This window comes from Stenotrophomonas sp. STEN018 (genome assembly GCF_056760235.1).
Genome location: NZ_JBRREK010000009.1, coordinates 61,812 through 75,630 on the forward strand (window position 1 = coordinate 61,812; position 13,819 = coordinate 75,630).

Below are 13,819 nucleotides of genomic sequence, written 5' to 3' on the forward strand. Positions count from 1 at the left end.
TGGAAACTTATTCATCTCTTTATGCGAATAAAGCGATTGACAGTCGGAATGAGGGCTGGCACTGTAGCGCCACCATCGAGACCGGCAGAGGGACAGGCCCTTTGAAGCCGGGGCAACCAGCGGACGCGCAAGCGGCTGCGTTTGGTGCCAAATCCTGCGGTGACCTCAGTGTCCGCCGAAAAGATGGTTCGTTCCGTACCGCGTGTACGGCGAACACGAGCCCGCGAAAGCTCGATGGCCGCTCCTTATCGGATATCGCCATGAGTTTCGCCACCGCTACCGCAGTCCAGCTTGCCCCCATTGCTCTCCTTGACCGTGCCGACAGCAGCGTTGCCGCTGTGCGTGGCGAGATTGCGGTGCAGCTGCGCATGCGTCACGCAGGTCAGCGTGCGCTGCGCCTGCGTTATGAGCTGGTCGGTGCGGCAGGTGCACCGGTGGTGCTGGTGGCCGGTGGTATTTCCGCGCACCGTCATCTCGCTGCCAATGCGGGCTACGGCGAAAAGGGCTGGGCCGAAGGCCTGGTCGGCGCTGGCCGTGCGCTGGATCCGGCGTGTCGTCGCTTGCTTGGTTTTGATTTCATCGGCGCTGATGGCGAGCTGGATGCGCCCATCGATACCGCCGATCAGGCCGATGCCATTGCCGCGTTGTTGGACGCGCTGCATATAGACCAGTTGCATGGTTTCGTCGGTTATTCCTATGGCGCCTTGGTTGGCCTGCAACTGGCCATCCGCCATCCGCGTCGCCTGCAAAAGCTGATCGCGGTCAGTGGTGCCCATCGCCCGCACCCGTATGCGTCGGCCTGGCGCGCGCTGCAGCGCCGCGCCGTCGCGCTGGGGCAGCTGCAGTGTGCAGAGAGCCATGGTTTGGCGCTGGCACGTCAGTTCGCCATGCTCAGCTACCGCACCCCGGAAGAATTTGGCGAGCGCTTCGATGCGCCGCCGGAAGTGGTCAATGGCCGTGTACGCGTCGCCGCCGAGGACTACCTCGACGCTGCCGGCGCGCAGTACGTGGCCCGCACCCGCGTCAATGCTTACCTGCGCCTGTCCGAATCCATCGATCTGCACCGGGTTGATCCGGCTGCCGTCAGCGTGCCGACCTTGGTGGTCGCGGTTGAAGGTGATCGGCTGGTGCCGCTGTCGGACCTGGTTGCGCTGGTTGAAGGCTTGGGCCAGCGCGGCAGCCTGCGTGTGCTGCGCTCGCCATACGGCCACGACGCCTTCCTCAAAGAAACCGATCGCATTGACGCGATCCTCGCCACTGCCCTACGCCTGCCCGGAGAAACCGCATGAGCCTGTCCCACACTTCCGATATCTCCTGCAGCCGGGCCACCGCCGCTGTGCGTGCGGGCATCGACCGCGATACCGCCTACGGTGCGGTGACGCCGCCGATCGTGTTGTCGTCGAACTTCAGCTTTGATGGCTTCGGCAACAAGCGTCAGTACGACTACACCCGCAGTGGCAATCCGACCCGCGACCTGCTTGGCGAAGCATTGGCCGAGCTGGAAGGTGGCGCTGGCGGGGTGATCACCGCGACCGGCATGGGCGCGATCAATCTGGTGTTGAATGCCTTGTTGGAGCCGGGTGATCACCTGGTGGTGCCGCATGATGCTTACGGCGGCAGCTGGCGCTTGTTCAATGCACTGGCCAAGAAGGGCCACTTCGAGCTGATCACCGCCGACCTCACCGATCCGCGCTCGCTGGCCGATGCGCTGGCGCAGTCGCCCAAGCTGGTGCTGATCGAAACCCCGTCCAACCCGCTGCTGCGCATCACCGATCTGCGCTTCGTCATCGATGCCGCACACAAGGCCGGTGCCAAGGTAGTCGTGGACAACACCTTCCTGTCGCCGGCGTTGCAGACGCCGATCGCCTTCGGCGCCGATGTAGTGCTGCATTCGACCACCAAGTACGTCAATGGTCACAGTGACGTGGTCGGCGGTGCGGTGATTGCGCGTGATGCCGAGGTGCACCAGCAACTGGTGTGGTGGGCCAATGCGCTGGGCCTGACCGGTTCGCCGTTCGATGCCTTCCTGACCCTGCGTGGCCTGCGTACCCTGGATGCGCGTCTGCGCGTGCATCAGGAAAACACCAGTGCCGTGGTTGAGCTGCTGGCCGCCAGCAATGCGGTGTCCAATGTGTATTACCCGGGGCTGGAATCGCATCCGGGCCATGCGGTGGCGGCGCGTCAGCAGAAGGGTTTCGGCGCCATGCTGTCGTTCGAACTGGCTGCCTGCGTGGGTGACGATCCGTATGCAGCGGTGCGTGCTTTCCTGGATGGCCTGCATTACTTCACCCTGGCCGAGTCGCTGGGCGGCGTGGAAAGTCTGGTTGCCCATCCGGCAACCATGACCCACGCTGCGATGAGCGCCGATGCGCGTGCAGCGGCCGGCATCAGTGAGTGCCTGCTGCGCCTGTCGGTGGGCATCGAGTCCAGCGAGGACCTGGTCGCCGACCTGCAGGCCGGTCTTGAGCGTGCTGCCAAGGTGATTGCCGAAGCGCAGTTGACCGCTGGCAACTGTAAAAAAACGGTGGATGCATGAGCGCGGTACTGCGTCCGCTGGAGCAGCCGCAGGCGCGGCTGGTGTTGTTGGGAACCGGTACGGTCGGTTCGGCCTTTGTTGCGCGCTACCAAGCGTTGCAGCAACGTCAGTTGAGCCTGCCATCGCTGCATGTGGTGGCCAACTCGCGCATCGCGCTGGCCTGTGACGATGCGCCGGAAGCAGCCCTGTCACGTGCGCGTGATGCGCAACGGCAGGGTGATGAGCCGGTGCATCGCGAGGAAGTAGGGCGCCTGCGTGTTGGCGATATCGTGGTTGATGCCACCGCCAGTGAAGCCGTCGCTGCCGACCATGCGCTGTGGTTGGCGCAGGGCATCCATGTGGTGACGGCCAACAAGCTGGGTAATGGCACGGGCCTGGCGCGCGCGCAGCAGATTGGTGCATCGGTTGCGACCGGCAACGCTCGCTACGGCGACGCGGCAACGGTGGGTGCGGGCTTGCCGCTGTTGCGCAGCATCCGCGCACTGGTTGCAGGTGGTGATCACGTGCATGCCATTGAAGGCGTGCTATCCGGGTCGCTGGCCTGGTTGTTCGATCGTTACGACGGCAGCCAGCCGTTCTCAGCCTGCGTGCGCGAAGCCGCGGTTGCCGGCTATACCGAACCGGACCCGCGCATCGACCTGTCCGGCGAAGACGTGCGCCGCAAGCTGCTGATACTCGCGCGTGCTGCTGGTGTGCCGCTGGAAGCTGATCAGATCAAGGTTGATTCGCTGGTGCCGGCAGCGTTGGCTGCACTGCCCGCCGAGAAGGTGGAAGGAGCCCTTTCGTTGCTGGACGCGCCGCTGGCCGCACAGTTGCAGCAGGCTCGGGCACAAGGTTTGAAGCTGTGCTTCGTCGGCCGTCTGGATGCACAGGGTGCAAGCGTTGGTCTGCGCGCGCTGCCGCAAGGCCATGCGCTGGCTGGCGGCAGTGGCACCGACAACCGCGTGGCGATCCACAGTGACCGCTACAACAGCCAGCCGCTGCTGATCCAGGGGCCGGGCGCGGGTGCCGAGGTCACAGCGGCAGCGTTGCTGGATGACGTGCTGAACATCGTCAATCGCTGAGTACCGATGCAGCACCAGTGGTGTGCTGCATCGCGGATTCGTCGTGGGTCCAGCAAGGAACCTGCGGAGCATTTGCGGCTCAGTATCGGCTTGGGCGTGCGGATATATCCGGCGGAAGAGGACGGTCGCCATTTGGCGGTAGCGGCGCAGCTCCAAGGCTTTATGATGCCGATGCGTCGGCACCATGAAGCCTGCGCTGACACTCCGCGCGGGCTGCAGGCTTGCGGCTTCTTCCTCTGACAGGTGTGCTGTGTCCAAAGGTATTCTGGTTTCGCTGGCAGCCTCCCTGCTGTTCGGTTTGATGTATTACGCCAGCCCGCAGCTGGCGCCAATGCAAGGCGCCGAGATCTTTGGCTGGCGTGTGTTGTTCGCGGTACCGTTGATAGCGCTGATGCTGCATGTGAGCGGTGAGAAGACCCTGATCGCCGATACCCTGCGACGCCTGCGGGTCGAGCGCCGGTTGTGGTGGGCGTTGCCGCTATGCGCGGGCATGGTCGGGGTGCAGCTGTGGCTGTTTCTGTGGGCGCCATTGCATGGCCGCGCGCTGCAGGTATCGATGGGCTACTTCCTGCTGCCTTTGGTGATGGTGCTGCTGGGGCGCATGGTCTACGGCGAGCGCCTGTCCGTCCTGCAGAAGCTGGCCGTGGCCAGTGCCGCGCTCGGCGTGGGCTGGGCCTTGCTGCGCAATCACGGACTATCGTGGGAAATGCTGGTGGTGGCCTTGGGCTATCCGGCCTATTTCCTGTTGCGGCGGCATCTGCGTATCGGTCACCTCGGGGGATTCTGGGTGGAACTGGTGCTGTTGCTGCCGGTGGCCTGGTGGGCGGCGATTGGTGATGGGCATCAGCTGCTGGCAGCGTTGGCGCAGAAGCCGGCCTTGTACGCGTTGATACCGCTGCTCGGGGCGATCAGCGCGGTGGCACTGATGTGCTACATGCTGGCCTCGAAGATGCTGTCGTTCAGCCTGTTTGGCCTGCTTACTTATGTGGAACCGGTGCTGCTGATGCTGGCGGCCTTGCTGCTGGGTGAGAGCGTCGGCCACGGGCAGTGGCCGACCTATATGGCGATCTGGCTGGCGGTGGCGCTGTTGGCCCTGGAGGGTGTGCTGAAGCTGGGCAGGCGCGTCGCCTGAGTGCTCAGCCGCGCTTGGCTCTGGCGGCAAGATGCTGCAGGACTGCTTCACGGCTCATGCGCGCGCCATTGCTGTCGACGGCAGTGAAGTCCACCCCGTTTTCCCATAGCTGCGGGGCGAGCAGCACCGCCATGTCTTCGGAGGCGGTCTGTGTCTGCAGGTTCAACAAGCGCTGGTTGAAACCGGCCGCGCGCAGCCACGCGTTGTAGCTGGAGTTGTGCTCGGTAGCGAACTGGACCTGGTAGTGGCACTCCTTGCGCTCCGCCTCTTCAGGGCGCGCATCACACTGCGGGTTCCATTGGTGCAGGCCGATCACTGCATCGGCTTCCATCTGCCGTTGATTGGCGGCAGCCCAAAGTGCCACGCACATGCTGGCGCAGTGCGAGCGAACCCGCACGGTAAGGTTGTTACGGTTGATCAGTCGCGCTGCTTCCAGGCCTGGATTGGCATAGCCACCACCGCTGGTGATATCGATGCGACGCACGCTTGGATGGGCATCCAGTTGCGCCTTCATGTCAGTGGCGAAGTTCCTGCCGACGCTGCCTTCGATGCGTAATACGCTGCCGCCTTCCTGCACCGACATCTGCGCCTCGTCGATGTTCGCCATCGTCGTGGACTTCTCGCCCTGGATGACCATTGCTGCAGCGCCCGAGCCGGGTGCTGCAGCGGAGGTCGCTGCGACATCAGATGCTGTGGCGGCGGTGTCAGCAGCTGGCGGTGCCGGCTTTCGGTTGCCAAAGTAGTACGCCAGCAACAGCAGCGCTACTGCGGCAAGTACCAGCTTGGTCAGGGTTGCCAGGCCGTTGCCGGGCGCTGCGGTGCGTGCGGCCGAGCGCGGACGTCGTGCCGGTGCCTGTTCGCCAGATTCCTTTTCGCCGTGCATCCGCTCCCCCTGAAGCTGCATTGTGATGGGCGATTCTGGTGTAAGCGCCCGAGGCATTGCAATACGTGTGTACTGCCTATCGGTAGCGTTTGTTCTGCGTTTGCGGGTGCTTGCTTGCGGCTATCAAGGGAAGCTGCGACGAGGCCATCGTGTGGGCAAGCAGTACCAGCAGCAGGAGGGCGCTCAAGGGCAGGAACAACAGCTGGTTGAGCAGCATCGCCCACCAGGCCAGGTCAAGCTGCCAGCTGTTCCATGCTTTGCCATTGGCGGCTCTGACTGCCACGGTCATGTCCATACCTGTGGCTGCAGGTGGTGGTGCGCTCAGCTGGCCTGCCAGCCGGTAACGTCCGGGTGGGATTGACGGCAGGGGCTGAGTGCAGCTGACGGTGTGGCTCGACCAGCTGTCCACGCGATGGAACGGGGTGGCACCGGCGGCGAGCTGTTGCCCGTCGTCTGACAGTAATCGCCACTGCAGCGTGACTGTGCTGGTGTCTGGCGTTCCTTGTTTCCATGGGGCGGTACGGTACGCGAACTCCTCATCGCTCAAGCTGCCTGGATGGAAATCCAGATTCAACGCCCAGTGCTCCTGCAGGCGGATGGTGATGGGAATGTCGAAACTGCCATCGGTGGCGATGGCGCCTTGGCCGGGTGCGGCCGTCCAGTAACTGCTCCACAGCCAACTTGCACCCAGCCAAAGCAACAGAAAAACCAGCAGGCGCCAGCCCCAACGGGGCCAGCGCCGGTTTACCCGCGGATCAGCACTCGATGACGTTGACGGCAAGGCCGCCACGGCTGGTTTCCTTGTACTTGTCCTGCATGTCGCGGCCGGTGTCGCGCATGGTCTTGATCACCTTGTCCAGCGAGACTTTATGCTTGCCGTCGCCGCGCATGGCCATGCGGCTGGCATTGATTGCCTTCACCGCACCCATCGCATTGCGCTCGATGCAGGGAATCTGCACCAGCCCGCCGATCGGGTCGCAGGTCAGGCCGAGGTTGTGCTCCATGCCGATCTCGGCGGCGTTCTCGATCTGGCCGGGGTTGCCGCCCAGTGCAGCCATCAAGCCACCGGCCGCCATCGAACAGGCCACGCCCACTTCGCCCTGGCAGCCGACTTCGGCGCCGCTGATCGAAGCGTTTTCCTTGTACAGGATGCCGATGGCGGCAGCGGTCAGCAGGAAGTTGAACACGCCCTGCTCGTTGCTGCCCGGGCAGAAACGGTCGTAGTAATGCAGCACCGAGGGAATGATGCCGGCCGCACCATTGGTGGGCGCGGTAACCACGCGGCCACCGGCAGCGTTTTCTTCGTTGACGGCGAGCGCGTACAGATTGACCCAGTCCAGCGTGGTCAGTGGATCGCGCATTGCCGCTTCCGGGCGCGATGACAGTTCGCGGTACAACGCGGGCGCGCGGCGGCTGACGTTGAGCCCGCCGGGCAGGGTGCCTTCGGAACGGATGCCGCGGGTCACGCAGGACTGCATCGCGTCCCAGATCTCGCGCAGGCTGGCACGGATCTCTTCCTCGCTGCGCCAGCACTTTTCGTTCTCGTACATCATCTGGGCGATGCTCAGGCCACTGCGTGCAGCCTGTGCCAGCAATTCGTCACCGCTCTTGAACGGGTACGGGATCGGCGTCTGGTCCGGCACGATGCGGTCATCGGCCGCATCATCTTCATTGACCACGAAGCCACCGCCGACCGAGTAGTAATCGCGGGTGGCGATGATCTGGTCGTCGGCATCGTAGGCGGTGAAGCGCATGCCATTGGTGTGGTACGGCAGTTTCTGGCGCTTGTTCATGGCCAGGTCGCGCTTCTCGTCGAAGGCGATCTCGCGCTGGCCCATCAGGTTGATGCGCTTGCTGCTGCGGATGCGTTCCAGCGTGGCCGGGATGATGTCCGGGTCGATTTCGTTGGGGCGATGGCCTTCCAGGCCCAGCAGCACAGCCTTGTCGGTACCGTGGCCGCGCCCGGTAAGGGCCAGCGAGCCGAATACCTCGGCGCGGATGCGCACGGTGTTGTGCAATTGGCCCGGGTCCAGCAGCCAGCGGTGGACGAAGCGCTCGGCCGCGCGCATCGGGCCGACGGTGTGTGACGAACTCGGGCCGATGCCGATCTTGAACAGGTCGAACGTACTGACGGACATGCTGATTCTGCGTACTGCGTTGAGATGGTCGCTATTCTACGGGTTCATTGCTGCAGGCCATGTCTGCAGCGCAGCATTCCTTGCGCAGGTGACGAGTGGGATTGACCCTGTATCAACGTGATGATTGCCATCTCTGCGACCTGGCGCTGGCGGTGCTGGCGCAGGCACGGGTGCCGGAATTCGATAGTGTGTTCATCGATGACGATGAGGCACTGGAGGCGGCGTATGGGGTGCGCGTGCCGGTATTGCGGGATGCAGCCGGCAGGGAGCTGGAGTGGCCGTTTGATGCGGCCACGCTGGCGGCATGGTTGCTGCCACACCTGTAGTGCCGAGCCATGCTCGGCTGGGGCGTTGCCGGGAAGGCTTCTGCCGAGCATGGCTCGGCATCACATGCCCCTCTCCCGCCTGCGGGGTGAGAGGGGCAGCTTGCGAACCACCGGTTCGCTGCCCATCGAACGCCTTTGCGCCAGCGCAAGAGGCGGGGCGCGGAGCGGGGGTTGGGGTGAGGGCAGCTTTTTACTTGGCGTTTAGCTTGACGATGGTGCTGATCGCGGTTTCGTTGGGGATGGTCTTGGTGTCGGCCCAGTCGCCGCCGCCCACGCCAAAGTCCAGGCGCTTGACCGTGGCCTTGCCGGTCAGCACCGGCTGTGTGCCTGCTGCCCAGGTGAAGGTCAAGGTGACCGGCTTGCTGACACCGCGCAGCTCCAGCGTGCCGTCGGCGGCGTACTGGTTGTTGCCCAGTGCGCGGAAGCCATGGGCGGTGTAACGGGCCTGGGCGAACTGTGCGACGTTGAAGAAATCCGCGCCTTGCAGGGTGGAATCGCGGTCGGTATTGCCGCTCTTGGCGCCGACCAGCGGGATGGTCACGTCCAGCTTGCCCGCAGCCGGATTGGCCGGGTCAAAGCTGACCTGGGTCTGGAAGCCGGGGAAGCTGCCGGTGAATACTTCACCGTCGTATTTGGTGGCAAACACCAGAATGGAGCCGGGGCCGGGAGCCTGTTGGTAGTCGGCGGCCATTGCCGGGGCGACGGCGAGCATGCCGGCCAGGGCGGCGGCTACAGCGGCGGGGGAGCTGAGCTTGATGTTCATGCGGAATCCTTTTGCGGAAGGTTGAGCCAGCCTTGCGGCAGCATGCGTGCCAGCGTGGCATCGCGTAGATGAATGTGGTGATAGAACGCGGCAGCGGCATGCGCCAGCACCAACAGGATCAATGCCCAGAAGCCCCATTCGTGGATGGCGTGGGAGAACTGGCTGGCCTGCTCGCTGGGGGCAACCAGCTTGGGCATTTCGACCAGTCCGAACAGCTTGAAAGGGCGCAGGCCACTGGCCGAGTCGTACAGCCAGCCCGAAAGTGGGATGGCGAACATCAGCACGTACAGCAGCCAATGCGTGGCCGAGGCAATCCGTTCCTGCCAGCTCGGGGTGCCGGGCACCGGTTCCGGCGCGCCGGCATACAGGCGCCACCCCAGGCGCACCACCACCAGCACCAGTACGGTGATGCCGATCGACTTGTGCATCGTGTAGATCCAGAAGTACTTGGGCGTCTTCGGGAACTCGCCCATGACCAGGCCGACGATGCCGAGGGCCAGAATCAGCACGGCGATCAGCCAGTGCAGGCTTTTGCTGAGGCTGCCCCAGCGTTGCGCAGTGTTTTCAAGGCTCATGGGTGATTTTCCGTTTCTGTTGCTGATTTCAGGGCCGCGTCGGCGGCGTCTTCTAGGCTGGTGTCTGGCGCGGGCGCCGGTTCTGTAGCGGCTGGAGGTGCCTCGGCGCCGGCGTCGCGTACCGCTTCGGCCTCGATGCGCAGCTCGACCTTGTCGCCGATCACCGATGGCCAGGCGCTGATGCCAAAGTCTGCGCGACTGAGGGTGGTGGTTGCCGAGAACCCGGCGGTACGCCGGAACGGCGGCAGCGGGTGGCGTTTGAGTGCATTTAGGGTGACTTCCAGCGCAACTTCGCGGCTGACCCCGCGTAAGGTCAATTGGCCGAATACGCGGGCGTGGCTGGCATCAATCGGCTCGATGCGGCTGGAAACGAAGCGCGCTTGCGGGAAGCGCTCGCCATCAAGCAGGTTGCGCGCCAGCGTGGCCTGGTTCCATTTGTCGTCACCCAGATCCAGCCGGGTGATCGGCACCGCCACCTCCAACCGTGCCGTAGCCCAGTCCTGCGGATCGAAATCCAGCACGCCTTCGCTGCCGGATACCGTACCCAGCGCATGCGAGAAGCCAGCATGCTCGATGGCGAACAGCACCCGGGTATGCACCGGGTCGAGCCGGTAGCGCTCGTTGGCGGCATTGGCGGCAAAGGCCAGCAGGCCGCAGATCAGCAATAGCAGGCGTGGCAGCAAGGTCCGGCTCCAGGTCGGGATAGGGGATTCTAGGCGGATGCAGGTGATGGTTTGTGCGCATATTGCGCAACGGTTTGTTACGTAGTCGGTTCGGGTGACTTTGCCCGGGGCCGGGGGCGGCGCTAAAGTCGCGACGGTTGGAGATCGATGCAAGCGGGTTGCGATGGGGAGTGTCGGGCGTTGATGAAAGGGATTTTTCGAGGTGTACCGCTGGCCGTGCTGGCGCTGCTGCTGTTGTGGCCGTGCTGGGCGGCAGCGCTGGATCTGGCTGAAACACCACGCATGCGGCGTCTGGGTGTGGCCGAAGGATTGCCGTCGCGGACCGTGCTTGCGCTGGGCCAGGATCGTCACGGTTACGTCTGGGCAGCCACCGATGATGGCCTTGCGCGCTACGACGGCACCCAATTGCGGGTATGGCGGCACGATCCGCAGGTGTCGGGCTCGTTGCCGGGCAACACGCTGGAAACCCTGCTGATCGATGCGCAGGACCGGGTATGGGTCGGTGCCAACGGCGCCGGACTGGCGATGCTGGATGCCAACCGCCAGCGCTTCACCCGCTTCGCCGAGCTGGAGGCAATCTGCAAGCATCAGGTATGGGCGCTGGCCATGCAGGGCAGTGACCTGTGGGTGGGAACCAGCGGCAGTGGCATCTGCCTGCTGCACAGCGATGGCCGGATAAGCCGGTACCACAATCAGCCTGAGGACCCGCGCAGCCTGCCCGACGACACCATCTACGCCATGCTGCCCGGCAAGGACGGCAGCATGTGGGTGGGCACCACCAGCGGTCTTGTGCGCTGGAAGCCGGGTGCCGGCTTTGCGGCCGTGCACTCGCCGCTGTTGGAGGACAAGGACGTGATCCGCCTGAGTGGCGACCGCGACGGTGGCATCTGGGTGGGCACCGAGTCCGGCTTGTACCGGGTACTTGACGACGGCGCGGTGTCGGCCGCGCCATGGCCACAGGCGGCGCAGGCGCGCGCGGCCATGGTCCTGCACGACCGCGATGGTCGCTATTGGATGGGTAGTTCCGCTGGCCTGTATCGCGGCGATGGGCAGAGCCTGCAATTGCTGGAAGGTGATGGCGGCAGCGGCTTCCTGACCGCCAACAGCGGTGTGCTGGATCTGTTGCAGGATCATGAAGGCGGCATCTGGACGGCCATGCTGACCCAGGGCATGGCCTATCTGCGTCCGGACTGGTCGCGCTTTTCCAGCCACTATCAGCTCGACGGTAAATCGCTGGAGAGCCTGTACCTGATCAATTCCGCCGCCGACGGCAATGGCTTTCTGGTGGTCGGCGGGCACGGGCTGTACCAGCTGAATGCGGCCGGTAAGCTGTCACAGCTGGCCAACGACACCCAGCTCGGTCACGGCAGCATCTGGTCGGTGCAGCGCGGTAGTGATGGGGTGATCTGGCTGGGGCGTGCGGGCGGGGTCACGCTGTATCGGGCTTCGGATGGTCAGGTGCGTCGGATCGATCTTGGGATCGGCGACGATCCGACCAATCGCGCCGATCTGATGCGGCTGGCGGCCGATGGCAGCATGTGGTTGTCCATCATCAATTACGGTTTGCAGCACCGTGCGGCCGATGGTCGCCTGTTGGCGGCTTATCCGCAGGGCACGGCCTCCGGCTTGCCGGACAAGCTGGTGGAGCAGCTGCGGCTAGGCACCGATGGCAACCTGTGGCTGGTTGGCGGCGCCGGCGTGCAGCGCTTCGACGGCAAGCGCTTCGTCACCGTGCCAGGTGTATCGGCGGGGATGGTCTATGACCTGGTGTTCCTTGCCGATGGCAGCGCCTGGTTGGCGCGTGATGGCGCGCTGGAGCATTACGGTCATGACGCGAATGGATTTTCCCTGCTGCAGCGGCTGAGTGCCGATGAAGGGGTGCCGGCGGTAGCGATGGGAGGGCTGGTAGTTGGCTGCAGTGGCCAGTTGTGGGCGACTACGACACGCGGACTGCTGTGGTGGCAGCCGGGCGCGGCACGGGTGCGTGTGCTGGAAGAAGGTGATGGCCTGACCGATACCGAGTTCACCGCGCGGCCGCCGTCGCATGCTGGCTGCGGCCGCGCGCTGGCGGTGTCTGCCACCGGCCTGCTTAGTTTCAATCCCGATGCCAAGGTCACTGCGCCGGTGGGCTCACAGCTGGTGATCGAGTCGATTGGCGTGCGTCGCGACGATGCTGCACGCGAGCAGCGGCTGAAGGGGGCGTCGATTCACCTTGGTCCACAGGACCGCGATCTGCGGGTGACCGGACGCCTGCTGTCCTATGTCGATCCTGCGCGGCATCGTTTCCGTGTCCAGATTGAAGGTTACGACCAGAACTGGGTGGATCTGGGCAGTGATGGTGAGCGCCTGGTATCGCGCCTGCCTGCCGGTAGCTACCGGATGCAGGTGCAGGGTGCAGCAGCTGACGGTCCATGGACTCCAGCGCAGACATTGCAGATCGAGGTCGCACCACCGTGGTGGCGCAGCAACTGGGCACTGGCGGCATGGGCGTTGTTGCTCGGTTTGCTGGCGGCGGCGGCGGTGTTTGGTTACCAGCGGCGTGAGCGGCGCCGCAACGAATGGCAGTTGGCGCTGCACAAGCAGGAGTTGGCCGAACAGGCCTCACAGGCAAAAACACGTTTCCTGGCAACCCTGGGTCACGAAGTGCGCACGCCGCTGACCGGTGTATTGGGCATGAGCGAGTTGTTGCTGGGCACCGATCTTGATGAGCGCCAACAACGCTTTGCAGGTGCAATCCAGCAGGCCGGTACGCATCTGCTGGCCTTGGTCAATGACGCACTGGACCTGGCTCGTATCGAGGCCGGCAAGCTGGAGCTCGATAACCGCCCGTTCGACCTGGGGCGCCTGCTGCAGGAAGTCAGCGCCTTGATGGCACCGATGGCCGAGCGCCGCGGGTTGGTGTTCGAGGCTGCCGCGCCGTTTGCAACGCCGGTGATGGTGGTCGGCGATGCCATGCGCCTGCGGCAGATCCTGATGAACCTGCTGGGCAATGCAATCAAGTTCACCGAGCGCGGCAAGGTTGCGATGAGTGTGCAGCTGCTGCCGGGGCAGGGCGGTATCTGCCTGAGCGTCAGCGACACCGGGCCGGGTATCAGCGCCGAGCAGCAGAGCCGCTTGTTCCAGCGTTTTGAGCAGGCTGATGGCAATCGCACCGCATCGCGTTACGGCGGTAGTGGTTTGGGCCTGGCGATCTGCCAGGAACTGGCAATGGCGATGGGCGGGAGCATCCGCGTCGAGAGCCGCCTGGGCGAGGGCGCGTGCTTCGTGCTTGAAGTGCCGTTGCCATGGGAGCATTCGATCAGCGCCGGGGCTGCGGCTGCCGAGCCAGCGATGGCGTTACGGTCACTGAAAATATTGCTGGTTGAAGACGATCCAACCGTGGCCCAGGTGATCAGCGGCCTGCTGACCGCGCGCGGCCATCAGGTGATACATGCTGCGCATGGCTTGGCCGCCTTGGCCGAGGTGGGCGAGCAGGCATTCGATGTGGGTCTGCTGGACCTGGATCTGCCAGCCTTGGATGGCATTGCGCTGGCCGATCAGCTGCGCGGATCCGGGCACAGATTCCCGTTGATCGCGGTCACCGCACGCGCCGATGCGCAGGCCGAGCAGTTGGCGCGCGCGGCCGGCATGGTGGGGTTCCTGCGCAAGCCGGTAACCGGGCAGATGCTGGTCGATGCGCTCGCTGATGCGGTGGCGCCGGGACAGGCACAATAGGCGCC

12 protein-coding genes and 1 riboswitch are annotated in these 13,819 nt (G+C 64.5%); of the genes, 6 read left to right on the forward strand and 6 right to left on the reverse strand.

Going from position 1 to position 13,819, the window contains the following annotated elements; translation table 11 throughout:
• The first annotated feature begins 69 nt into the window (after positions 1-69).
• Positions 70-190: riboswitch (SAM riboswitch) on the forward strand.
• Between the two features lie 70 nt (positions 191-260).
• The 4 genes from metX to rarD all read left to right on the forward strand — a co-directional run bounded on the left by metX (position 261) and on the right by rarD (position 4,732).
• The gene (metX, locus tag ACVOMB_RS05485) at positions 261-1,289 is read left to right on the forward strand and encodes a homoserine O-succinyltransferase MetX (RefSeq protein ID WP_481530252.1); all 1,029 of its coding nucleotides are present in this window, start codon (positions 261-263) and stop codon (positions 1,287-1,289) included.
• Positions 1,286-2,536, forward strand: coding sequence for an O-succinylhomoserine (thiol)-lyase (locus ACVOMB_RS05490; RefSeq protein WP_481530253.1), 1,251 nt, complete (start codon positions 1,286-1,288; stop codon positions 2,534-2,536). The genes metX and ACVOMB_RS05490 overlap by 4 nt, the downstream gene beginning before the upstream one ends.
• A complete protein-coding gene (locus tag ACVOMB_RS05495; protein WP_481530254.1) occupies positions 2,533-3,600 on the forward strand; it encodes a homoserine dehydrogenase family protein in 1,068 nt (355 codons plus the stop codon). Before ACVOMB_RS05490 ends, ACVOMB_RS05495 begins: the two co-directional genes overlap by 4 nt.
• A 250-nt stretch (positions 3,601-3,850) precedes the next feature.
• A complete protein-coding gene (gene rarD, locus ACVOMB_RS05500; protein ID WP_481530255.1) occupies positions 3,851-4,732 on the forward strand; it encodes an EamA family transporter RarD in 882 nt (293 codons plus the stop codon).
• Positions 4,733-4,736: 4 nt separating this feature from the next.
• Here rarD and ACVOMB_RS05505 read toward each other — a convergent pair whose 3' ends face one another.
• The 3 genes from ACVOMB_RS05505 to ACVOMB_RS05515 all read right to left on the reverse strand — a co-directional run bounded on the left by ACVOMB_RS05505 (position 4,737) and on the right by ACVOMB_RS05515 (position 7,753).
• Positions 4,737-5,615: a hypothetical protein gene (locus tag ACVOMB_RS05505; protein ID WP_481530256.1), complete on the reverse strand. Its 879-nt coding sequence runs from the start codon at positions 5,613-5,615 to the stop codon at positions 4,737-4,739.
• Positions 5,616-5,691: 76 nt separating this feature from the next.
• A complete protein-coding gene (locus ACVOMB_RS05510) occupies positions 5,692-6,315 on the reverse strand; it encodes a hypothetical protein (protein WP_481530257.1) in 624 nt (207 codons plus the stop codon).
• A 55-nt stretch (positions 6,316-6,370) separates the two neighbouring features.
• Positions 6,371-7,753, reverse strand: a complete 1,383-nt coding sequence (locus ACVOMB_RS05515) for an L-serine ammonia-lyase (protein WP_481530258.1) — start codon at positions 7,751-7,753, stop codon at positions 6,371-6,373.
• A gap of 95 nt (positions 7,754-7,848) precedes the next feature.
• Here ACVOMB_RS05515 and ACVOMB_RS05520 point away from each other — a divergent pair, with 95 nt between their 5' ends.
• Positions 7,849-8,079 carry a glutaredoxin family protein gene (locus tag ACVOMB_RS05520; RefSeq protein WP_481530259.1) on the forward strand — a complete coding sequence of 77 codons (231 nt, stop codon included), beginning with the start codon at positions 7,849-7,851 and terminating at the stop codon, positions 8,077-8,079.
• Between the two features lie 190 nt (positions 8,080-8,269).
• Here the strand turns inward: ACVOMB_RS05520 and ACVOMB_RS05525 are convergent, their stop codons facing one another.
• From ACVOMB_RS05525 to ACVOMB_RS05535, 3 genes are read right to left on the reverse strand one after another with little or no spacing between them, the layout of a single operon-like run.
• Positions 8,270-8,842: a YceI family protein gene (locus ACVOMB_RS05525; protein ID WP_481530260.1), complete on the reverse strand. Its 573-nt coding sequence runs from the start codon at positions 8,840-8,842 to the stop codon at positions 8,270-8,272.
• Positions 8,839-9,417, reverse strand: coding sequence for a cytochrome b (locus tag ACVOMB_RS05530; protein ID WP_481530261.1), 579 nt, complete (start codon positions 9,415-9,417; stop codon positions 8,839-8,841). Before ACVOMB_RS05530 ends, ACVOMB_RS05525 begins: the two co-directional genes overlap by 4 nt.
• Entirely contained in the window at positions 9,414-10,100 is a 687-nt protein-coding gene (locus tag ACVOMB_RS05535; RefSeq protein ID WP_481530262.1) for a YceI family protein, read from the reverse strand. Before ACVOMB_RS05535 ends, ACVOMB_RS05530 begins: the two co-directional genes overlap by 4 nt.
• Positions 10,101-10,283: 183 nt before the next feature.
• On the opposite strand from ACVOMB_RS05535, the gene ACVOMB_RS05540 reads away from it, so the two are divergent.
• A complete protein-coding gene (locus ACVOMB_RS05540) occupies positions 10,284-13,814 on the forward strand; it encodes a hybrid sensor histidine kinase/response regulator (RefSeq protein WP_481530263.1) in 3,531 nt (1,176 codons plus the stop codon).
• Positions 13,815-13,819 lie beyond the last annotated feature (5 nt).

Coding starts and splice junctions, on each gene's coding strand:
- ACVOMB_RS05505 (WP_481530256.1), bottom strand. CDS start 5,615: ATGCACGGCGAAAAGGAATCTGGCGAACAGGCACCGGCACGACGTCCG.
- ACVOMB_RS05515 (WP_481530258.1), bottom strand. CDS start 7,753: ATGTCCGTCAGTACGTTCGACCTGTTCAAGATCGGCATCGGCCCGAGT.
- ACVOMB_RS05490 (WP_481530253.1), top strand. CDS start 1,286: ATGAGCCTGTCCCACACTTCCGATATCTCCTGCAGCCGGGCCACCGCC.
- ACVOMB_RS05540 (WP_481530263.1), top strand. CDS start 10,284: ATGAAAGGGATTTTTCGAGGTGTACCGCTGGCCGTGCTGGCGCTGCTG.
- ACVOMB_RS05495 (WP_481530254.1), top strand. CDS start 2,533: ATGAGCGCGGTACTGCGTCCGCTGGAGCAGCCGCAGGCGCGGCTGGTG.
- ACVOMB_RS05530 (WP_481530261.1), bottom strand. CDS start 9,417: ATGAGCCTTGAAAACACTGCGCAACGCTGGGGCAGCCTCAGCAAAAGC.
- ACVOMB_RS05525 (WP_481530260.1), bottom strand. CDS start 8,842: ATGAACATCAAGCTCAGCTCCCCCGCCGCTGTAGCCGCCGCCCTGGCC.
- metX (WP_481530252.1), top strand. CDS start 261: ATGAGTTTCGCCACCGCTACCGCAGTCCAGCTTGCCCCCATTGCTCTC.